The sequence below is a fragment of the Pedobacter sp. P26 genome (assembly GCF_050632135.1).
Classification (GTDB): Bacteria; Bacteroidota; Bacteroidia; order Sphingobacteriales; family Sphingobacteriaceae; genus Pedobacter.
The window spans coordinates 160137-180340 of record NZ_CP192574.1 but is presented as its reverse complement, the minus strand read 5'-3'; the positions used below and the strand labels follow the sequence as shown (position 1 = coordinate 180340).

General features: G+C 38.4%; 21 protein-coding genes. 14 read left to right on the top strand and 7 right to left on the bottom strand.

Annotation, left to right across the window (positions count from 1 at the left end; all coding sequences use genetic code 11):
• Nucleotides 1-10 precede the first annotated feature (10 nt).
• A complete protein-coding gene (locus ACQ86H_RS00870; protein ID WP_431293551.1) occupies nucleotides 11-595 on the top strand; it encodes a hypothetical protein in 585 nt (194 codons plus the stop codon).
• On the opposite strand, the gene ACQ86H_RS00865 is transcribed toward ACQ86H_RS00870, so the two are convergent.
• Nucleotides 592-1302: a LytR/AlgR family response regulator transcription factor gene (locus ACQ86H_RS00865; protein ID WP_138819083.1), complete on the bottom strand. Its 711-nt coding sequence runs from the start codon at nucleotides 1300-1302 to the stop codon at nucleotides 592-594. The two genes, ACQ86H_RS00870 and ACQ86H_RS00865, sit on opposite strands and share 4 nt — an antisense overlap.
• A gap of 116 nt (nucleotides 1303-1418) precedes the next feature.
• On the bottom strand, nucleotides 1419-2450 hold the full coding sequence (locus tag ACQ86H_RS00860; RefSeq protein ID WP_431293550.1) for a sensor histidine kinase: 1032 nt from the start codon (nucleotides 2448-2450) through the stop codon (nucleotides 1419-1421).
• A 114-nt stretch (nucleotides 2451-2564) separates the two neighbouring features.
• Here ACQ86H_RS00860 and ACQ86H_RS00855 point away from each other — a divergent pair, with 114 nt between their 5' ends.
• The 3 genes from ACQ86H_RS00855 to ACQ86H_RS00845 are packed head-to-tail and all read left to right on the top strand — an operon-like array spanning nucleotide 2565 to nucleotide 5759.
• Nucleotides 2565-3728, top strand: a complete 1164-nt coding sequence (locus tag ACQ86H_RS00855; RefSeq protein WP_431293549.1) for a cysteine peptidase family C39 domain-containing protein — start codon at nucleotides 2565-2567, stop codon at nucleotides 3726-3728.
• On the top strand, nucleotides 3671-4768 hold the full coding sequence (locus ACQ86H_RS00850) for a peptidase domain-containing ABC transporter (RefSeq protein ID WP_431293548.1): 1098 nt from the start codon (nucleotides 3671-3673) through the stop codon (nucleotides 4766-4768). Before ACQ86H_RS00855 ends, ACQ86H_RS00850 begins: the two co-directional genes overlap by 58 nt.
• Nucleotides 4769-4778: 10 nt before the next feature.
• Nucleotides 4779-5759: a hypothetical protein gene (locus ACQ86H_RS00845; protein ID WP_431293547.1), complete on the top strand. Its 981-nt coding sequence runs from the start codon at nucleotides 4779-4781 to the stop codon at nucleotides 5757-5759.
• Here the strand turns inward: ACQ86H_RS00845 and ACQ86H_RS00840 are convergent.
• On the bottom strand, nucleotides 5731-6882 hold the full coding sequence (locus tag ACQ86H_RS00840) for a hypothetical protein (protein ID WP_431293546.1): 1152 nt from the start codon (nucleotides 6880-6882) through the stop codon (nucleotides 5731-5733). The genes ACQ86H_RS00845 and ACQ86H_RS00840 overlap by 29 nt on opposite strands.
• A gap of 363 nt (nucleotides 6883-7245) precedes the next feature.
• On the opposite strand from ACQ86H_RS00840, the gene ACQ86H_RS00835 reads away from it, so the two are divergent.
• The 10 genes from ACQ86H_RS00835 (at nucleotide 7246) to ACQ86H_RS00790 (ending at nucleotide 16752) form a co-directional block, all read left to right on the top strand.
• Entirely contained in the window at nucleotides 7246-7398 is a 153-nt protein-coding gene (locus ACQ86H_RS00835) for a hypothetical protein (protein WP_431293545.1), read from the top strand.
• 470 nt (nucleotides 7399-7868) lie between these two features.
• Nucleotides 7869-8573, top strand: a complete 705-nt coding sequence (locus ACQ86H_RS00830; protein WP_431293544.1) for a hypothetical protein — start codon at nucleotides 7869-7871, stop codon at nucleotides 8571-8573.
• An 89-nt stretch (nucleotides 8574-8662) separates the two neighbouring features.
• Complete coding sequence (locus ACQ86H_RS00825) at nucleotides 8663-9160, top strand: sensor histidine kinase (protein ID WP_431293543.1); 498 nt, start codon at nucleotides 8663-8665, stop codon at nucleotides 9158-9160.
• Nucleotides 9161-9171: 11 nt separating this feature from the next.
• A complete protein-coding gene (locus ACQ86H_RS00820; RefSeq protein ID WP_431293542.1) occupies nucleotides 9172-9837 on the top strand; it encodes a response regulator in 666 nt (221 codons plus the stop codon).
• A 274-nt stretch (nucleotides 9838-10111) separates the two neighbouring features.
• Nucleotides 10112-11299 (top strand): type I restriction endonuclease, encoded by a 1188-nt coding sequence (locus ACQ86H_RS00815; protein WP_431293541.1) that lies wholly within the window; start codon nucleotides 10112-10114, stop codon nucleotides 11297-11299.
• Between the two features lie 634 nt (nucleotides 11300-11933).
• Nucleotides 11934-13046: a DUF4236 domain-containing protein gene (locus ACQ86H_RS00810; RefSeq protein WP_431293540.1), complete on the top strand. Its 1113-nt coding sequence runs from the start codon at nucleotides 11934-11936 to the stop codon at nucleotides 13044-13046.
• A 51-nt stretch (nucleotides 13047-13097) separates the two neighbouring features.
• Nucleotides 13098-15092 (top strand): phospholipase D-like domain-containing protein, encoded by a 1995-nt coding sequence (locus ACQ86H_RS00805; RefSeq protein WP_431293539.1) that lies wholly within the window; start codon nucleotides 13098-13100, stop codon nucleotides 15090-15092.
• Nucleotides 15092-16030, top strand: a complete 939-nt coding sequence (locus tag ACQ86H_RS00800) for a hypothetical protein (protein ID WP_431293538.1) — start codon at nucleotides 15092-15094, stop codon at nucleotides 16028-16030. Before ACQ86H_RS00805 ends, ACQ86H_RS00800 begins: the two co-directional genes overlap by 1 nt.
• A gap of 21 nt (nucleotides 16031-16051) precedes the next feature.
• The gene (locus tag ACQ86H_RS00795; RefSeq protein ID WP_431293537.1) at nucleotides 16052-16264 is read left to right on the top strand and encodes a hypothetical protein; all 213 of its coding nucleotides are present in this window, start codon (nucleotides 16052-16054) and stop codon (nucleotides 16262-16264) included.
• Nucleotides 16246-16752, top strand: a complete 507-nt coding sequence (locus tag ACQ86H_RS00790) for a thermonuclease family protein (protein WP_431293536.1) — start codon at nucleotides 16246-16248, stop codon at nucleotides 16750-16752. The genes ACQ86H_RS00795 and ACQ86H_RS00790 overlap by 19 nt, the downstream gene beginning before the upstream one ends.
• A 1042-nt stretch (nucleotides 16753-17794) precedes the next feature.
• Here the strand turns inward: ACQ86H_RS00790 and ACQ86H_RS00785 are convergent.
• From ACQ86H_RS00785 to ACQ86H_RS00770, 4 genes are read right to left on the bottom strand one after another with little or no spacing between them, the layout of a single operon-like run.
• Nucleotides 17795-18505: an OmpA family protein gene (locus ACQ86H_RS00785; RefSeq protein ID WP_431293535.1), complete on the bottom strand. Its 711-nt coding sequence runs from the start codon at nucleotides 18503-18505 to the stop codon at nucleotides 17795-17797.
• Nucleotides 18506-18517: 12 nt separating this feature from the next.
• Nucleotides 18518-19171, bottom strand: a complete 654-nt coding sequence (locus ACQ86H_RS00780) for a TerD family protein (RefSeq protein ID WP_431293534.1) — start codon at nucleotides 19169-19171, stop codon at nucleotides 18518-18520.
• Complete coding sequence (locus ACQ86H_RS00775; protein WP_431293533.1) at nucleotides 19172-19738, bottom strand: TerD family protein; 567 nt, start codon at nucleotides 19736-19738, stop codon at nucleotides 19172-19174. It lies immediately after the preceding gene.
• Between the two features lie 27 nt (nucleotides 19739-19765).
• Nucleotides 19766-20179, bottom strand: coding sequence for a hypothetical protein (locus ACQ86H_RS00770; protein WP_431293532.1), 414 nt, complete (start codon nucleotides 20177-20179; stop codon nucleotides 19766-19768).
• Between the last annotated feature and the right edge of the window lie 25 nt (nucleotides 20180-20204).

The following is a 20204-nucleotide window of genomic DNA, read 5'->3' as shown; positions in this document are numbered from 1 at the left end:
ACTCTTGTTATTGTTAGGTGCATTATCGGCTTTTACCCGTTATCCTGACAAAAAGACCATCACTGTTAAAATTTACCGTGAACAAAACGCCTTTATCCTTTTAAAAAGTTTAAATGTCCGCCAGTTTTTGAAAACATCCGGAGGCCAGGTAAAAAAGGGTGAGGCGATTGCGCTGGCCGATCATGGCGGGGTAAAGCAAATCATTACCGCCCCTTTTACAGGAAAACTGTTTTATGATGATGATGTTTTAACCAATGCCGTTAAAAAAGACACTTTGGCCATGTTGGTACCATCTAAAGGAGGTTTTAAATTTAAAGGAGAAATCAGTACAGAATATGCCCGCTTGTTAAATGATGCAAAAAGTTCAGCATTTAAAATAACACCTAATAATCAGGTGGATAAAGACCTCGAATTATATGGTAAACTCACGGCTCTTGGCCCGCTAAAAACCAATAACATGCTTGATTTTACCGGAACAATAGCGCCTGGATCCGGAATCATCCTTGATCAAAACTATGTAGCCATTTTAAACTTAGATGCCCGGCTTACATTGGTGCTCGATAATAAAACCATTCTCTCGCGTATACTCCATTAATCGTTCTTTAAGCCAAAACGTTCAAAAATCAAGTCTTTATATTGTTTACCAATGGGCAGTTTATCACTTACATCATGCAGCTCTGCCATGTTGCCGCTAATAAATTTTAAGCTGTTGATGTTGATAATATACGATTTTTGTATCCGGATAAACTGCTCTTCCGGAAGCTGGTCTTCCACCCGTTTCATCGTAAGGTGCGTAATAATGCTACGGTCTTTTAGTACTACTTTAATATAATCTTTCATCGCTTCGATGTAACAGATTTCATCAAAAAGTACGCGGTGCAGTTTGTGCCCATCTTTTACGAAAAGGTATTTAGACTGATCGGTTGCTGGTTTATTGTTTTTCTGCTGGCTCATGGTTAAACACTTGTTTACCGCCTTAAAAAAACGTTCAAAAGAAAAAGGTTTAACAATATAATCAACCGCATCAAGCTCAAAACCTTCTACAGCATAGTTTGCATAAGCTGTAATAAAGATTACATAAGGGCGGTATTGCAGCATTTTAATCAATTCAATACCATTTACTTCGGGCATGTGGATATCAGAGAAAAGCACATCAATCTGCTCTCTTTGTAATATTTCTATTGCTTCGAAAACGTGTTTGCAGCTGCCTGCAAGTTCGAGAAATGGGATTTTTGATATATATTCTTCCAGGGTTTCACGGGCTAGCGGCTCGTCATCAATAATTAAACATTTAAGTGTCATAGCGTTGTTTGAATAGAGGGGGATGAAGTTTGGTTATTTAAGATTCAGTTTTAAAGTGACGGTATATTCATCTGGTTCATTATTGATAATCAGTTCGTGTTGGTTAGGATAATGGATCAATAGCCTTTTTTTAATATTGGCAATACCCAGCCCCCGAATTTTGTTTTTGCAAGCCTATGGGTACAGCTGTTGGCTACTTCAAAGTAAAACTGCTCTTCAAAAACCTTGATCCTGATCCGGATCCAGGCCGATTCTATGCTGGCATCGGGACCGTGTTTAAAAGCATTTTCTATAAAGGGGAATATAATAAGCGGAACAATGCGCAAAGGTTTTTCAGGTTTGTCAATATCCAGGTCAATCTTTACCTCATCACCATACCTAATGCTTTCCAGCTCCAGGTAATCCCTGATAAATTCAATTTCGCGTGATAGCAACACCTCCGGATCATTCGATTCGTAAAGGGTGTAACGCATTAAACCTGCCAGATGAAGCACCATTGGCCCTGTTTGCTCATCTTTCTTATTTACCATGCGGTAAATATTATTTAAAGTATTGAATAAAAAATGAGGATTGATCTGCGCTTTTAAAAAATTAATCTCCAGGTTCAGGTTATCCCGCTCCAGCGCGATGCGTTTATTACTCTGTGCCACTATTGATTTCATCAGTTTAATACTGAGCGGTGGGAACAGGAGGTATAAAAAATCCAGAAAATAAAAAAGAAACATTTTAAACGAGAAGATCCCTAAAAAGCTGCTTTTAACTACAAAATCAGCATACAGCATCAATTTCGAATCGGCCGAAAGGTTGGCCTTTAAATACAAACACACCAAAAAGGTAAGTGTTGCCCACCATAAATAGCTTAGCACTACAAATAAAACGGTAACAAAAAACTTTCCTTTAAATAAATACCGGTCGAGTATAAAATACGAACCCACATAAAAAATACTGATTACGGCAACAAGGTCTTTACCCACTAAAAACCAACCCATGGTTTTATCGAATTTGCTATAGCCCCGGTAATACATATAACCGAGCAGAATCCATAAAAGAAGATGTAAAGTAATCCTGATCGGGCTTGTATATTTAATATCCCACTCCAGCTCTTGCACCCGCTTAAAATTTCCTTTGGCAGAATGTATAATATTCAATTTTGTAGTATTTAAAAGTGATTTCGTCGAAAAAAAGTTGAGAGATAAATATATATTTTTTCTTTTGATAAATAAGAAGGTTTCAGACTTTCCTATAATTAAATATTTACAAGAATGAAGATACAGCTCGCAAATTTTCCGCATTATAAACAACACGATGTGATGGACTGTGGCCCAACCTGCCTGCAGATCATCACCAAGTTTTATGGCAAGTTTTTCTCTATCCAAAAAATCCGCACGCTGAGCCAGATCGGTAAAACGGGTGTATCGCTTTTAGGGATCAGCAAAGCGGCAGAGAAAATAGGCATCCAATCTGTAGGTGGCAATATCACTTTCGAGAAACTCGAAAACCGTGGCCAGCTCCCCTGTATTATCCACTGGCGTAAAAACCATTTTGTGGTGGTGTATAAAATTACCAAAAAGAAAGTATACATTTCCGATCCTGCCAGCGGTTTGCATGCCTATACACACGATGAATTTCTTAATAACTGGGCTTATACCTCCATTAACCAAAAAGCCGCAGGCATAGCTTTATTATTAAGCCCAACGCCCGATTTTTACCTTACCGAAGAAGATGTTACCGAAAAACGCGGTAGTATGAGCGTATTGCTTAAACATGTTTTTCATTATAAAAAACTTTTGAAACAACTGGCTGCAGGTTTGCTGGCCGGTGCTGTAATACAACTGATCTTCCCCTTCTTCACAAAAGCGCTGGTAGATGTTGGGGTAAAAGGAGACGATGTCCACTTTATTTATATCCTCCTTTTCGGTCAGTTGTTAATGACGCTTGGGCAAACCTCAGTAGAACTGTTGCGCGGCTGGATATTGCTCCACATTACCGCGAGGGTTAACCTGGCCATTTTATCCACCTTTTTAAATAAACTGTTAAGCCTTCCCTTGTCTTTTTTCGATACCAAGCTAAACAGCGATATTTTACAACGCATTGAAGATCATAAACGGATCGAAAACCTGCTAACCGGCAGTACACTCAACACCCTGTTTATGATGATTGCCTTTCTGGTTTTTAGCGTGGTGCTGTTTATCTACAGCCCTACTATATGCATGGTATTTATTATTGGCAGTGCCATTTATTTCGCCTGGATCTACATTTTTATGGAGAAAAGGAAAAAACTCGATTTTAAGCGTTTCGAGTTGCTGGCCCAAAACCGCGCAAAAACCCTGCAGGTGGTTAACGGTATTCACGAAATTAAAATAAACGATTGTGGCACCAAAAAATATGGGAATGGGAGGGTATACAGGCCAAGCTCTTCCGGCTAAATGTAAGTACACTCTCTTTAAGTCAATACCAACAGGTAGGCGCTACCTTTATCAATCAGGCTAAAAACATCCTCATCCTCTTTTTGGCCACCCGTTTGGTAATTGATAAACAGGTGAGCCTGGGCGATATGATGGCCATCCAGTTTATTATCGGGCAAATGAATGCCCCGATTGTACAGCTGGCCTCTTTTTTACAGTCTTACCAGGATGCACAAATCAGTATGGACCGTTTGGAACAGATACAGCATTTGGAAGATGAAGAATCGCCCACTAAAAATTACACCAATAAGATGCCTCCGGGAAGGAGCATACAAATTAAAAATATGAGTTTTATTTATCCCGGGGCAGGTAACAAACCCGTTTTAAACAACCTCGATTTTACCATCCCAGGCGGTAAAACCACCGCTATTGTAGGCAGTAGCGGAAGCGGAAAAACTACGATTTTAAAGTTACTGCAAAGAATATCCGAACCCACATCGGGCGAAATTTATGTAGATAACCTGCCCTTTAGTATGATTAGTCCAAGGTTTTGGCGGCAGCACTGTGGCGTAGTAATGCAGGAAGGTTTTATCTTCTCTGATACCATTGCCAATAACATTGCCCTCAATGAAGAATTTACCGATCCGGCCGAGATGGACCGTGCCATTCATATCGCTAATATTGAGCAGTACATCAAAAGTCAGCCGCTGGGCATTTATACCAAAATTGGCGAAGATGGTAAAGGTTTAAGTGGCGGACAAAGGCAAAGGGTGCTGATTGCCCGTATGGTATACAGAAATCCGGAATATATTTTTCTCGATGAGGCTACCAGCTCGCTCGATTCATCAAACGAAAAAGTAATTATGGAGCGCCTCTATAACTTTTTTGAGGGCAAAACCGTGCTTATTGTCGCACATCGCTTAAGTACCGTTAAAAATGCCGATAACATTTTAGTGCTTGATAATGGTAACGTGGTAGAACAGGGCGACCATAGTGCCCTGGTGGCCAAACGAGGCTATTATTATGAATTAATCAAAAATCAACTTGAATTAGGAAATTAATCAATAAGCCATGAAAACAGCTACAACATCATTTATCGAAACTTTAAGGCTAAACGAACAGTACAAAACAGCAGATAAGTTTGCCAGGCCGCAGCGGGGTGTATTCAGTATCCTGTTAAACGCAGAAGCGGCAAAAAAAATGGGGCATGAAATGAATGATCGCATTTCGGAAGTAACAGATACCTATTTTAATGCCGTGGTACTGTGCCGGAAAAATAAAATTACCGATGCCCTTACGGTGTTACATCAGGGCGATGCGGCTTTCGAAAACTTTGAAAATGAGCCTCAACGTTTAATCAGGCTTTTTAAACTATCAGCCTGGGCCAATTACCACTATAAGGCTGGGCAGTTTAACCAGGGCATTGATTTATTGGTTTCCGGTTTATCTTTAAGTGCCGGGCTGGAGACCGAAGGTTATGAAGTATTGCAGTTTAGGCGTATAGAACAATTGCAGAATATTTCGCGCATTTTGTTCAGCAGTAAAAAATACTCCGAAGGTTTTACTTTAATACGTTCAATACTCAGGTTCATCATTAGTGGTAATACCGATGGATTATACATAAAAGACTGGAACCATCAAAAATTTACGCAGATCAGGCAGATGATGGAAAATACCCTCGATTCGGTATTTCTGCAATTGGCTGCTTTAAACTGCTCCGTTCAGGAAACACCATTTGACGATCTGTTTTACTACGATTTCTTTTTTAAGGAACTATTAGAAAGCATGGAAGCCGATACCTACAACCGCAGCATTTTATACAACTGGATGTACATAAAAGCCTCTTGTTTTAAAGAAGGACAAGAAGCTTTCTTTAATAACATCAGTATTTTTTTAAAGGACGAAGAAATTTCACCCGATTATAACAAACTAAAAGAAAACCTACTGTTACAAAGCATCCGGGTTTTAGCACAACACGAATGCGAAGATTTAAAAAAGGTACAGGAAAGTGTTTCCCTATACCTTAACAATTTACAGTCTGTGGCTGTATAAAGTTTAATGGCCCTTCTTCTTCTGCCTGTGGTTTTTCCACGGGCTGTTTTACTTCTTTCTTTAACCTGCTTGCGCCAAAGCCACATAATACTACAAAAATGATTGCATACGATAACCAAATTAAACGGGTTTGCAGGTATCTATTATTGGAGATGTATTTTGCTAAAATTATGGGTGAAAGCTTTTTTAAAACCCTTGTAGTGTCGGTAGGATATGGGCCTGCAGCTGTAAAAAATTCATGATCCTTTACAAAGCCTTTATACCATACTTTACCCAACGAATAGCTGGTTAGGGTATCTGATAGATTAATCTTTCTTTGACGCTGTAACTTTTTAAGATCTAATGGGATTATTGTAGCATTAGCAATTTGTGCATTACATTTTACAGGTTCGTAATGATCTTCATCCCAATACATACATTTCTCATCCGCATTAGGCATTCTAACTGAAGAGGTGCTATTTTCCCAAGCTACAAAAGAAGTGGTTCCAACAAATAGTAAAATAATACAGGCAATGGTGATGTAGCGGGGTGAGAAGCGAGGTATGTAGACTGATTCACGGTTATCTTCATCTTCTAGTGCATCATCGCTTTGATCTTCTTCCTTGACTTCTTCGTCTTTGGGCTGATCGTCATTTGACCCTTCCTCCAGATCTTCTTCATTCTTAAGCTCTCCCTCATCACTTGTAACTTCATTCGTATTTTCTTTCTCCTGAATTTCATCTTCTTTATACTTTTTAGCTGCCTCCTCAAAAGTAAGTTTTAGTTCTTGTTCGCTAAGGTCTCTCCATTCGCTGTAAGCAGGAAAATCTATTAACCAGGCTAGAAGTTTAACCAGTCCTTCATCCCTTGTACTTCTTCCTTCTACCATAAAACTTACCAGCGGTCTAAATTTGTCCAGCTTGAATCTTTCGATACTTCTCACCTGATCATCAAATTGGTTTCGGGGATCGAAAATAGACCTAATAAAATCTTTGTCTTTTTGAGTGTTTTTTCTCAAAAAAACCTCAACACATTCTTTCCTTAACTTTTCTCTGCCGGGTTGATCAAGATTAAGCGTGAGCCGCTGGCTTTTTCTTTTTACATGATAAAAATCTAGTAGGGATGATTTATACTCTTCAAACATTTCATTAAAAATTTAGCGTAAAAATAGGGTGGAATTTCCGGAAACTTTACGGTTTTCCGGAATTATAATGGAAAGAAAGGAAACAGCGGAATGTACTGATAATTAATCTTTTGACTCACCTCATATTTGTATCGTTGATCAGCACAGGCGGCGATTCATTATCAAAGCTAAAATAAAAAACTGATTAATAAAAGAGTAGAAATCGCGGTTGTGAATAGCCGGTTTGGGAAGCAGTTACTAGCTCCGGCGACAGATACTCAACACTTCCCAAAAATTTTCAGAAGGCCTTCTGAAATCCATGTAGCAGCCCCCACTCGAGGTGAGTGGGGAACTACGAGTATTTCATTCTAAAATTTTTAAATCATGTTTTTACATTTTTTTATTGCGATCCTATTGGGATTGGCAACGCCTACAAATACAAATCACAATTGCCACCACAACGGCGGCACAACCGTAACTACTACAGGTGATACCGGTGGTGAAACCGGACAGAATCCACCTCCAAAAATTAACTAAATAAAAAAGGCGGCTATGTCCGCCTTTTTTATTTTACACAGAATAATATTTGGCTATTATATGAGTAATAATAATTATTGTAACTTAGATAAAAACCAAGATTGTGAAACGTCTCTCAAGCCTATTATTTCTCTTTATTGTTTTGTTGTCTTGTTCAAAGCCAGCCTTTAAAAAAAGTTTATAAAAGGAAATATCTTATATGATAAAGCATTTGAATTTAGAGAGCAAGGAAGAATTGATAGTGCATTTAGTTATTTCAATCAAGCCAAGGATTTATTTTTAGTCGAAAATGACAGTTTAGGAGCAGGGAAATGTCTAGTTAATATGGGGATTATTTCAACAGATAGGGAGATTATTTCGGCGGCCAAGAAATCTCACTTAATGCAATTAAATACTTTGATAATACTGACAAAAAACAATACCCATACATACACTCTAACTATAATAATGTTGGAATCGCATCTGCAAAGTTGGCTGATTATTCAAATGCCTTAAAATTTTACAATCTTGCAATTGATTATGCTGATAGGCCTTTTGATATAAATCTATACTTAAATAATAAGGCCAAAATTTATCAGGACACTAAAAATTTTAAAGAAAGTCTAAAAATCTACAATCAAATTCTATCAAAAAATAGTGATAACCCGAAAGAATATGCCAGGGCATTATCAAATCTCGCAAAAACTAAGTGGTTAATAAATCTTAATTACAATGCCGAACCTGAATTTTTGAAAGCGTTAAATATTAGATTAAAAGAGAACGACTTATGGGGACTTAACGCAAGCTACGCACATCTTTCTGATTTTTACAGTATTATAAAGCCTACACTTGCATTACATTATGCGGAGAAAATGTACAGCGTAGCCAAAAAGATAAAAAGTGCTGACGACCAGCTTGAGGCGCTACAGAAATTAACAAATCTTGGTCCTACTTCGAAAATTAAACAATATTTCGAAATCTATTATAAACTAGACGACAGCTTACAAACTGCCCGTAATGCCGCTAAAAATCAATTTGCCCTCATCCGTTACGAGACGGAAAAAAGCAAAGCCGATAACCTTGTGCTCCAAAAAGATAATGATGGTAAAAGATACCAGATCATCATACTCATTATCGGTATTCTTCTACTCATTATTGTTGGTACCTTTTGGTATAAAAAAGAAAACAACGATTAGAACTCGAAGCTCAGAACACCATCCGCGATAATAAGCTTAAAACCTCCCAAAAAGTACATGATGTTGTTGCCAACGGGTTGTACAGGATCATGAGCAAACTCGATAATCAGGAAACCCTAAAAGACAACCCTATTGTTAACGAAATAGAGGAACTTTACGAGCAATCGCGTGACCTCTCCTACGAAAAACCCAAATCCAAAAATCAGCCTTTTAACGAAAAAATATCTGAGACATTAAAGTCATTCGCTTCCGAAAATACCAGGGTAATACTTGTCGGGAATTCTGCCCCATTATGGGAAAAAGTTTCTGAACAGGCCAAAGATGAAATGGAACATATCCTTCAGGAACTGATGGTGAACATGGATAAACACAGCCAGGCGAGTGATGTAGTATTTAAGTTTGAGCAGGTAGAACAAAAAATAAACATTTATTATTCAGATAATGGTATAGGCATTAGGGGTAGCGTGCAACCCAACAACGGGCTTACCAATACGGGAACCCGTATTGCAACAATTGGCGGTACCATTACCTTTGATACCAAAGTTGAAAAGGGGCTTAAAATCCAAATCTCTTTTCCGGTTTCCTAATTGTATTAAATATGTTTAAAAGAATACTTATTGCTGAAGATCAAGAAACACAGAATATTTCGCTGCAAAAAACATTGTCTGAACTGGGCGCAGAAAAACCCGAATACGTTTATTATTGCGATGATGCAATTACCTGGATAAAAAATGCCGTTAAAGCAGAGCAACCTTACGATCTGTTAATCACCGACCTTTATTTTGAGGAGGACCATAACCGACAAAAAATTGCCGGAGGTGCCGAACTCATCAAAGCGGCAAAGGAAGTGCAACCTGATTTAAAAACACTGGTATTCTCTGGAGAAAGTAAAACGGCGGTTATCGATATGTTATTTAAAGAAATGAATATTGATGGGTATGTGCGTAAAGCCCGTCATGATGCCCAGTATTTAAAACTTGCCATATCTGCCATCCATAACCATAAAAAATACCTTTCGCCCGATTTAAAACTGGCCAGAAAAGAAAATAATTCGCACGATTTTACAGATCTCGATATCGCCATTATCTCTCAATTGGTAGAGGGAACACCTCAAAAAAACATCCCGTATTACCTCCAGGAAAATGATATTAAACCTTCTGGTCTGAGTAGCATCGAAAAACGTCTTAACCTGATGAAGGAAGTCCTTGGTTTTACTAAAAATGAACAACTGATTGCTTATTGTAAAGACATGGGGATTATTTGATGAGTCCTAAGTCTTCATTCCATAATCCTTAGTCTGGTCATTACTTTAACGTACTTGTTATCCTGAGAAATAATTTATTGTATAAATCAATATGAATGACTTTTTTTGCAAATGGTAGGCTGCGAGAGATCGTCATTCCCAACTCGATTGGGAATCGTAATGCCTTGGTAGGGCTTGTAGGTTACATTAAGATTCCCGCATGCGCGAGAATGACGACGCTTTTTATTGAAGTCTGTCAATGGTAGCGGAGTCGAAGGATCTTTTACAATGGAAAATGAATCTCTATGGCAAACAGGGCCAGCGCTTTCATCAGTTAACTAACCTCACTACGGTTTCCCGTAAGGAAAACAATCTCAACCGTTCTACTTTTAGATCAAAAAACCAAAAGTCAAGTCAAATGGACCTTAAACTTAAATTAGAACAACTTCATAAACGGGTGGTCGGCTTAAAAGATCAGATCAATACCGAAGAGGCTACGAAAAATGCATTTGTAATGCCCTTTATTCAAATCCTCGGTTACGATATTTTTAACCCTACAGAAGTGATCCCCGAACATATTTGCGATATCGGCACTAAAAAAGGCGAAAAGGTAGATTACGTGATTCGCAAAAACAACGAACCCATCCTCATTTTCGAATGCAAACACTGGAAAGAAAGTGCCGATGCACACAACTCTCAATTGCACCGCTATTACCATGTTTCGAAAGCGCGTTTTGGTGTATTAACCAACGGTACCGTCTACAATTTTTACACCGATTTAGAAAAACCGAATATTATGGACGAGAAGCCTTTTCTGACCATCGATATCGAAGACCTGAAAGATAATGCGCTTAAAATGCTCGAAAGTTTTACTAAAAACGAATACAATTTAGAAACCATTCTCGATTCGGCCGAAGGTTTAAAATACATCAAGGCCATCAGAAAAGAATTTGAAAAAGAAATAGACATACCATCTGATGAAATGGTAAAATTACTGGTGAACCGTTTTTTCGATAAACCCTTAACGGCAAACCGGATGATCGCCTTTAAAGAGTATACCAAAAAGGCCCTGGCTATTTCCATCAACGAATCGATCAGCGATCGTTTGAAATCGGCATTAAATATCAATGAGAAAATAGAGAAAAAGGAAGAGGACAAAGCAATTCCTGTTATAGAAGATCCTGATGCTTCTAAAATTGTAACGACTGAAGAAGAATTGGAGGCTTTCCAGATCGTAAAAGCCATTTTACGCGAGAAGATCCCATCGGCACGGATTGCAGCCCGCGATACCCAATCTTACTTTGGCGTATTACTGGATGACAATAACCGGAAACCCATCTGCAGGTTCCACTTTAATACCGCAAATAAATACCTCGAAACTTTTCAGAACGGCAAAGATGCCGGTGAGAAAAAACACTTGTTCAACCTTGATGAACTTTACGATTACAGGGCTCAATTGCATCAAACTTTGGAAAATTATTAATTACCTGCTCCAATACTCAAAAAAATGCAGGGATTGCCTGATTTGTTCGCGTTCAGAGCAGGCAGGGCAATCTCTCATTTTTAAACGCATAAAATCCTTCTCTATTTGTCATCCTGAGCGGAGTCGAAGGATCTTTTATAACGATTAACAACCAGCACATTCTTATTTTCAACCATATAAGAAATATAAGATCATTTAAGTTTGCGAAACCCTCATCGTCCTTTCGACCGCAGTGGAGAAATCTATATCACATAATTTAATCCCCCTCTATGTGCTCCGTGTTTTATCTCTGTGGTTGAAAAAGCGTTTATCATCCTGAGGGGTAATTTATTTTATAAAAATCGATATAAGTTACAGTAATCAATCTACTTATAAAAATTCTCTCAAGTTACCGTCATTTCGAGCGGGGTGCAACGCAATCGAGAACCACGACGTGCTCAGCGAAACTAAATCTGTCTTAATAGATCTCTCCATTTCGCTGCACTACAGTCGAGATGACGACTCGTTTTATTAATTCTGCCGCCGGTATTTATTTTCTTAATCGCATTAAATAGTAGTTCTCTTTTACGGGTTCCCGTAAGGAAAGCCTCTTTAAGCAGCATAGTTTTGGCATATCAAAATAAAAAACATCAAAATGGCTTGGAGCTTTCACAAACGAATAAAAATCATCCCCGGCGTTCATTTGAACTTAAGTAAAAGTGGTATATCTACTTCTATTGGGATAAAAGGAGCAAGTATGACTTTTGGAAAGTCGGGAACTTATCTAAACAATTCTGTTCCACTTTTAGGCATTAACAGCAGGCATAAACTTTCAGGCTCAAGTCCTCAGCCTCAGGTATACCTGCCGAATGAGCCCATAGAGGTTTTAGACAATATTTTCAGTGCCGACATCCACGAAATAACCAGCCAAAACATGCTTGGTGTTAAAGAGGCTATTCTACTGGCCCAACAGCAAAGGAAAGAACTCAAAAGCGATTTGCTAAAGATCCAGGCTACTTTAAGCGCTTCGAAAACTAAACTCGTGCTGAGTTATATATTCCTCTATGGCCTAATAAAAAAGAGCATTCCCGAAAGCTTAAAAATAAATATCTCGGCACAAAAAGAAGCCATCAAACAAACATCAGTTCAAATAGACAACTGTTATGTCAAGCTTGATATAGAATTTGAACCCGAAATCCAGGAAAAGTACGATCGCTTAGTGAAAGCGTTTGGGAACTTAACTACCTCCCATAAAATTTGGGATGTAACTAGTGCCCATTTTCAAGACCGAGTGGCAGCGCGTTCATCGGCCAGCACCATTGTAAATAAACGGGATGTAAAGTTTGCTTTTAAATCACTTATCGATATCAGATCAAACTTTCAGGCGCTATACTTCGAAAATGCAAATGGAGCAGATTTATATTTCTATCCTAGCTTCATTATCATGTATTCCAATAATACAAATTTTGCTATCATTGGACTTGACGAGATTAATTTACAGCAAAGTTATGTGCGGTTTACAGAAACAGGAACAGTACCCCGCGATTCGAAAGTAATCGACAGGACCTGGGCCAAAGTAAATAAAAACGGTACACCAGATAAAAGGTTTAAAGGCAACTACCAGATTCCGATCGCCAAATATGGACAGATCAACCTCCGTACAAGTACAGGCTTAAATGAAGAGTACGAATTTAGTAATTACGAGTTTACGGAAGCATTTGGACAGAGTTTTAGAGATTACCAAACAACGATTAAACAACTAAAATAAATTAAATCAAGTATGAATACATTGTTGTATTCATACCTAAATAAAAAACTCATGCTCACGGAAAATACACAACTTGATCAGCAAGTGTTGCAAGACAACAAAGAGATTTTTGCCCGGATAGTTAAAGAGCTAGAGGGAGCCGATTTTGAAATTCTAATTGCCACTGCATGGTTTACTGACGAAGAATTATTCGATATCGTTAAAAGTAAGGCCGCTCAAAATGTAAAGGTTGAGCTGATCATTGCCGATAATCAAGAGAATCTAAAGTTGGATTTTGATGAACTCGTTTCATTGGGGGCTTCAGTAACTAAGATAAAAAACGTGGGTTATGGCATCATGAACCAAAAGTTCTGTGTAATTGATAAACGCATTGCACTCCATGGCTCTTACAATTGGTCGGTAAATGCCAGGAAAAATAACCATGAAAGTATTATCGCAACCAATCATGAAGAGACTGTAGCTCATTTAATCGCCAATTTTAACGATATTAACCATAAGGCAGCCCTGCAAAGGGGCGAGACAGTTGATATTCCCATAGTACCTTTAAAAGTTGAGGCAAAAATCGAAACTCACACGGCTAAAGAACATGCTATTTCTGAGTTTACCAAGGTGCTCGATTCGATGATTGCTGCTGAGATTGGCAATTTTGATCGATCCATGTTAAGGGGGCAAGGTTATGAGCGCTCCAAATTTAATAATGGCGATCATCAGGTGCTTACTAAATCATTAGATACAGTTTATTCTGTTTTTATAAATGACATAGATGTAGTTGAAGACAAAAAGAAACGTCTAAAAACAAAGATTGATGAGCAGGAAGTGAAGAGTCTTAATGCATTTGAAGAAAATCTTAACTTGCAATTGCAAACCGCTGAAGCAGAAGCAGAAAATGAAACATTAGATGCCAGAAACCAGCTCATTAACCTCAAAGCAGAAACTGAAAAAAACAAACAGGAAATCCAGAGCCTTAAAGAAAATAAAATTGGTTTTCATGAAAATATTATTGCAGAGGTAAAAAACAAGATACGTATTGCACAAATAGATTATGTTAGCCCCAAGTTTAAATGGTATGAGTTTATTCCAGTATTGTTCGCAAATATCTGCCTAATTACTTACCTTTTTATCTTCTACTCTTCAGCATGTTATATTTTATTGTTTGCTGTTGAAGACTCTAAGGCAGCCAAAGCCGCGGGGCTCGATGCAATTCCGATGGAAATATTTAATCCTAAAGCATTGTCTTTAACCTTATCAAAAGGCGGGGCAGGTATCATTTTTATCTTGCTCTTCGTAAGTATCCCGCTTTTCTGCGCACTCATCAAACTTTTTACAAAGCAAACATGGATTATTATCTGCATGTTCCTTGTTGGGATTGTATTGGTAGATACAGCAATAGCTTACAAAGTTTCGTCAGCCATTTATCAAATGAAATATGATATAGGAGATGTAACTGAGGCCTGGCGAATATCAATGGCTTTTAAGGACCCTAATTTCTATTTGGTATTTTTATTAGGTGCCTTCGGTTTGCTGATGCTAAAGTTTGCTTTCGAAAAACTCATGTCAATTTTTGACGAAAGAAACCCTGATGTTGCTATGTTAAAGAACAACCTGCTCATTAAGCAGATGGACGAAGATTTAAAGTTAGAAGAACAAAAAAGTCTTACGGTTAAAGGTGAAATCTACCTGATAGAAGGAAAGAACATCAGTTTAGAAGCACAATATAAAATCATTGAATCTAAGCTCGCATCTATTCCAAGTAAATTAAACTTATTAAGGGAAATTAAAAAAACAGACTTAATTACCGGAAAACAACATATTGTAGATATTGCTACGATATACAAAAGCCATGTTGAAAATGACAATCTTCCAATTTCAATTGATTCCCTAAATGATAGGATCAATATCTTTTTAGAAGGCTGGAACGATTATCTACACGAAGAATACGCCATTTTAAAAGCTACAGAAAAATCGCGCGAGGCATTTGATACCGCTGTAAACTGGCAAAATGAAAAGGTAAAAAGTTCACAAATAGACAAACGGGTGGTAATCTGATGAAAAAGTATTTTTTAATAAGCGTATTGATATGCTCGGCCTGTACCTATGTGGCGGCTCAAAAAATAAAAGAGGCTACTGACTATAACATCGTCTTTGCACCCGATCTATCAAATCGGCTGAACCCTAAATTTTATCCGAAAGCGGTAAACGATGTAGATATTGTACAGGGGCTACTGAAGAAAGTCTGGCCAGACATATTGAAGTTCAAACGAACAGATGGCCAATTAGACCATTATAGCGTCGATTTTATCAATAAAGGACTAATAGGATTATATAAAATCAATACGAATTTATTAACTATCAACCTCCAGCAATTTGATAAACAGGTTGATAGAATTAATTATATATTAGCGAGAAATAAAGTTATCTCTTCACTACCTAAGGACATCTATAACTTTACTACTGAATATAAGAAGTTTAACGATAAAGTCGCAATCTCTAATAATGGAGCTGATATTTGGACCTACTTTCAATCAGGTATTGATGATCGCATTATTTTGCCAGATCTCGCTGTCGGTAAAATAACGCACAAATTTCGCAACATCATGGTATTAATAACTGATGGATATATTGAGGCTGGTATTTATAATAAAGGCTACGATTTAAGTGCTAAAAAGATTGAAGATTTTCGAAATGCTTTTTTGAAATCGAAGGATGGAGATATGGCGTCATTCCTATCTAAAAACAATAAGTATAAAATTAAACCTGCAAAAAATCCATATTTAAAGAACCTTGAGTTAATCGTGATCGAAATGTATGACCGATCACTTTCTAAAACAGGCGCAGCCACAAAACATCCAACAGATATGGAAATTATGCGATTAATTTGGACAGATTGGCTGAAGAATTCTGGCGTAAAAAGATTTGAACTTAAGCCCGCGGCAAGCAACCAGACCGAAGCTGTTAAATATATTATAGATTTCGTTAAAAAATAAACAAGCAAATATCCCACAATCATGAAAACACTCTCCCTACTCATCTTCTTCTTTGCTAACATGATTACCTGTAAAGAAAACACAACCGTGTACATTTGCAACAGTCCCGGCGCTAAAAAATACCATTATAACAGCAACTGCCGTGGATTAGGTAATTGCACTTATCGGGTGGTTTCAATTGAAGTAGAAAAAGCTAAAAAAGACGGAAAAACATTATGCAAGTGGGAAAAGTAAGTGTATTAATTTTATTATTATTAACACTGCAAAGCTGTTTTATCCAGCCAGGCGAGAGCAAACCTTTAAACAACTACCACCTTTCCTTCACGGCCAAAGTGATCCGGATTTTAGATGGCGATACCATGGAGGTATTGTATCAGGATCATCCCATTAAAATCCGTTTGGCCCATATCGATTGCCCCGAGAAACGTGGCCACCAACCTTTTGGTGCCAAAGCCAAACAAGCTTTGTCCGATTTATGTTTCGGTCAAATGGTTAGTGTACAAGGCCAGAAATACGACCGCTATAAAAGATTAATTGCCGTAGTAATTAACCAAAACAAACAGGTCGTTAATCAGGAAATGATTAAACTGGGTATGGCCTGGCATTTTAAAAAATACTCAAGTGATCCGTTATATGCCAGGTTAGAAATAAAAGCCAGGAAAAACAAGGTGGGATTATGGCAGGATAGCAGTGCCGTAGCTCCTTGGGTGTGGCGGGGATGAGGTACAGTTTGGCAAGGTAGCTACGCGATTTCTGTTTACAACACCATAGTATATTAATTAAGTAAAACCATGCATTCTGATTTCGCGTAAATGAAACTGATTTTATATTGGCACTTTTAAGGTAGCGAAAGCTACAATTTGCGATATAATGCCCAGTTAAACTTACAGTTGATGGTTGGCAGCCCAAACGAACAGCTCACCCACCGGCAGATCGAAGATTACCTTAACCTAAGGCGTAAGTACCTACAAATGGAAAGCAAAAGACGGCACTTCATAACCCATAAAACTACCGGGTGGCTACCGTTTTTACCTGAAAGACGAATTGGCTTCTTATTTAAAGAGCGAAATAAAAGGGTGCATTTAGTTACCCATCCTTTACCTCTTGTTCGAGACAAGTTAACCCCATGTTTACCTTTTCTCTACCTATTCTTTACCTTTTGTTTACCCCGGCGTTACCTTTTAGGTAAACAAAAGGTAACGCCGAGGTCTTTTGATGCCGGCAATAGGGTTATGCTCTCCCCCAGCTGTCTGCTAGCATGGGCGCAGATTTCTGGTTGAGTTTTTAAAGTTTCATTTTGGCTCAATTATACCTGTAAACTGTTTCAATTTTGGCACCTTAAGTTCGGAATAATGCGTCAAGAAAGCCTGTAGCTAAGTGTGAGATGGATTTTTGGGGTTAAATTCGAAAACAATGTGGTGTCCAACAGTCAATACTTGGGCAACTTACCACACCATAAGCTTAACCATTAAACCCTGCCCCAACTGGCGATTATACTTGGTTGGAGCAGGGTTTATTAATTTTTTGTTTTTTAGCTATACTTTTCTCACTGCCGCTTTTAATACCGAAAGAAGGAAAAGGATCAAAAATACAATGATCACAGGAGCAAAAACTTCTAACCAGCCTATGCGCCCGAAAATGATTTTGATGATAAAGAGGATGCAGCTAAACAGCATCCCCAATAGGATTAAGATTTCTTTAAAACTCCTTTGTTTTGTTTTTTTGGTTCTTCTTTTTGCCACGGGTTTTTCTTAAATGATTAACTTATAGCAATGTAATTTCAACACGCCTGTTCTTTTTTCTTCCGCTAACAGTTTTATTTGAGGCAATCGGATTTTCAATGCCTTTTCCTATGGTGCTTATCCGGCTTACTTCAATATTTAATGCCGTTAAATGATTTTTAAATGTATCGGCCCTTGCCTGCGATATCTGCTGGTTTACGCCTATCGGACCATCGCTGCTGGCATAACCATTAATACGGATGGATACCGTAGGATTTTTGATCATATAAACGACAATGCGTTTGATTAAAGTTTTGTTGGTGCTTGCAAAAGATGATGAACCTTGAAGAAATGTTACCGGCACGGTATGGTTTAAAGCTTTGAGCGCTTTGGTTTGTAATTTAGCAGGAGCTGTATTCAGACTGGTTTTTCTGATCGGATCTGCTTGTATCGCCGTTGAATTTACCTGTGCAACAGCAGTTGTATCTACACTGCTAACTTTTTCTTTTGTTGGTGCAGCAGGTATAACAACCGAAGCCGGGTCAGAAGAAACGTTAGCTGCAGATGCTTTTGCCGCAGGATCTGCTTTGCCTGATGCATAATACCAGATGCCGCCACCAACAACCAGTATCCCGAATAAACCGATTAACCATCCCCTCGATTGGCCTGCGGGTTTTTCGATCTCTCTTTTTGAAAGATCAAATTTGGATGACTCTTCTTTAGAACCATCACTTTTATTTAAATCGAATGCCATAATTTTATTTTTTTAGGTGTACATATCAACTAAAGTTTGCAAACTGCCAGTATGCGCCCTGCCCATCGCTTCAAACTCCCAACTCTCGCCAGCACGGAACAAACGTCCAAATTCTACGGCATCTTCATTGGTATATTGGTCTTTAAGGTCGTAACGCAATATTTCAGAACCATTGCTTTCATCCACAATCCTGATGTAACAGTCGTTCACTTTTCCAAAATTCAGGTCTAATGTTCTTCTGTCTTTTTTATTGTCGTGAGGATATTTACAGATCGTGCAACATATAATAATCTGCTCGATTTTATCGCTGACTTTGGATAAATCGATAAACATATCTTCATCGTCATCGCCTTCACTTCTGCTCCCGTCCGGATCATCAATGGCGCCAGTAATTGCACCATCTTCAGTAAATGGCCTAAAGAGACCTTTTTCTATCTTATCCTCAATTTTATTACCTATACGGATCTGTCCATAAAAGGTAAAATAAGAATCAGAAGGGATTTTAAAATCACTGCCTATCGAAAAGGCAGAAACATCGAGGTCGAACTCCGGACCACCGGGTTCTTCGTTAGGATCCCAGCCCATTCCTATTTTTACAATGGTGAGTCCGGGTGCTGCTTTGGAAAGAGAGAACCTGTCTCCCTTATTTAAATTAAAACTGCTCATCTATTGATATAATTCTATTAGTGTATTTAAACCGCCGGAAAAGGCCTGGCCAAGGGCCTCAACATTCCATGCTCCCCCGTTTCTGGAAACTGAAGCAATCATCAGGGAATCTTCGTTTGTAAATTCCTCTTTGAGCAGGTACTGGCATAAAACCGATTTATCAGAATTGTTCCTGATATTGATATAGGAGTTTTGAACGTGGCCAAAGTGGTGGCCTCTTTCTTCACTCTGATCAATGGTTACTGCGAAATAAAGGAACTCCACTTTCGGATCTATTTTGGATAAATCGATATGGATTACTTCATCATCTCCATCGCCTTCGCCACCCCTGCTATCGCCCGGGTAATGGGTAGAACCATCAGGGCTCGTGTTGTTGTTATAAAAAACAAAGTATTCATCGGCAAGCAGTTTGCCGTTTTCGCCCAGCATAAACAGGGAGAGGTCGAGATCTACCGGGTGTCCGTTTACAACAGCGGTATCCCAGCCCAGGCCGGCAATAATGCGTTTTAAGTCCGGTTCTTCACTGATCAGGGAAACGGGTTTTCTTTTTTCTATTTGTATAGCCATTTTGTTAAGTTTTAGATGTTATATGCCCTAACTTTTTTTTGGAGGTAAAGGCGGTGGTTTTACGGGATTGTTTTTAGTGTTTTGCGGTACTTTTATTTCGGGCAACCTGGGGATGTTTACCGGTTTTGGAACATCGCTTTGCTTTTTGGGTGGTAACGGCGGAGGCATTTTTGGTGTTGGAAGGGCTGGCCACGGCAGTACGGGAGGCGCATTAGGTACTTTTGCTTTAACACTGTAACCGGCATTGGCAATTGTTTGGAAAATGGCCAGCATGGTATGTTTAACATCAACTGGCTGCAATGCCATAACATGATGATACCTTTTTAGCAGTTTATCAGAAAAATACGCGGTGCTGATTTCTTCTGATCCAAGCAGGATCATTACTCCATCGGCCTGTAAACTGTTTGCCCTTAACAAATCGTCTATCGCCGTAAAAATCATCCCGTCATTGGTATAATATTGCAGC

Excerpts from the sequence above, each read along its gene's own strand:
- ACQ86H_RS00865 (WP_138819083.1), bottom strand. The coding sequence starts at position 1,302 with ATGACACTTAAATGTTTAATTATTGATGACGAGCCGCTAGCCCGTGAA.
- ACQ86H_RS00855 (WP_431293549.1), top strand. The coding sequence starts at position 2,565 with ATGAAGATACAGCTCGCAAATTTTCCGCATTATAAACAACACGATGTG.
- ACQ86H_RS00845 (WP_431293547.1), top strand. The coding sequence starts at position 4,779 with ATGAAAACAGCTACAACATCATTTATCGAAACTTTAAGGCTAAACGAA.
- ACQ86H_RS00840 (WP_431293546.1), bottom strand. The coding sequence starts at position 6,882 with ATGTTTGAAGAGTATAAATCATCCCTACTAGATTTTTATCATGTAAAA.
- ACQ86H_RS00835 (WP_431293545.1), top strand. The coding sequence starts at position 7,246 with ATGTTTTTACATTTTTTTATTGCGATCCTATTGGGATTGGCAACGCCT.
- ACQ86H_RS00825 (WP_431293543.1), top strand. The coding sequence starts at position 8,663 with ATGAGCAAACTCGATAATCAGGAAACCCTAAAAGACAACCCTATTGTT.
- ACQ86H_RS00820 (WP_431293542.1), top strand. The coding sequence starts at position 9,172 with ATGTTTAAAAGAATACTTATTGCTGAAGATCAAGAAACACAGAATATT.
- ACQ86H_RS00815 (WP_431293541.1), top strand. The coding sequence starts at position 10,112 with ATGAATCTCTATGGCAAACAGGGCCAGCGCTTTCATCAGTTAACTAAC.
- ACQ86H_RS00810 (WP_431293540.1), top strand. The coding sequence starts at position 11,934 with ATGGCTTGGAGCTTTCACAAACGAATAAAAATCATCCCCGGCGTTCAT.
- ACQ86H_RS00805 (WP_431293539.1), top strand. The coding sequence starts at position 13,098 with ATGCTCACGGAAAATACACAACTTGATCAGCAAGTGTTGCAAGACAAC.
- ACQ86H_RS00800 (WP_431293538.1), top strand. The coding sequence starts at position 15,092 with ATGAAAAAGTATTTTTTAATAAGCGTATTGATATGCTCGGCCTGTACC.
- ACQ86H_RS00795 (WP_431293537.1), top strand. The coding sequence starts at position 16,052 with ATGAAAACACTCTCCCTACTCATCTTCTTCTTTGCTAACATGATTACC.
- ACQ86H_RS00790 (WP_431293536.1), top strand. The coding sequence starts at position 16,246 with ATGCAAGTGGGAAAAGTAAGTGTATTAATTTTATTATTATTAACACTG.
- ACQ86H_RS00785 (WP_431293535.1), bottom strand. The coding sequence starts at position 18,505 with ATGGCATTCGATTTAAATAAAAGTGATGGTTCTAAAGAAGAGTCATCC.
- ACQ86H_RS00780 (WP_431293534.1), bottom strand. The coding sequence starts at position 19,171 with ATGAGCAGTTTTAATTTAAATAAGGGAGACAGGTTCTCTCTTTCCAAA.
- ACQ86H_RS00775 (WP_431293533.1), bottom strand. The coding sequence starts at position 19,738 with ATGGCTATACAAATAGAAAAAAGAAAACCCGTTTCCCTGATCAGTGAA.
- ACQ86H_RS00770 (WP_431293532.1), bottom strand. The coding sequence starts at position 20,179 with ATGATTTTTACGGCGATAGACGATTTGTTAAGGGCAAACAGTTTACAG.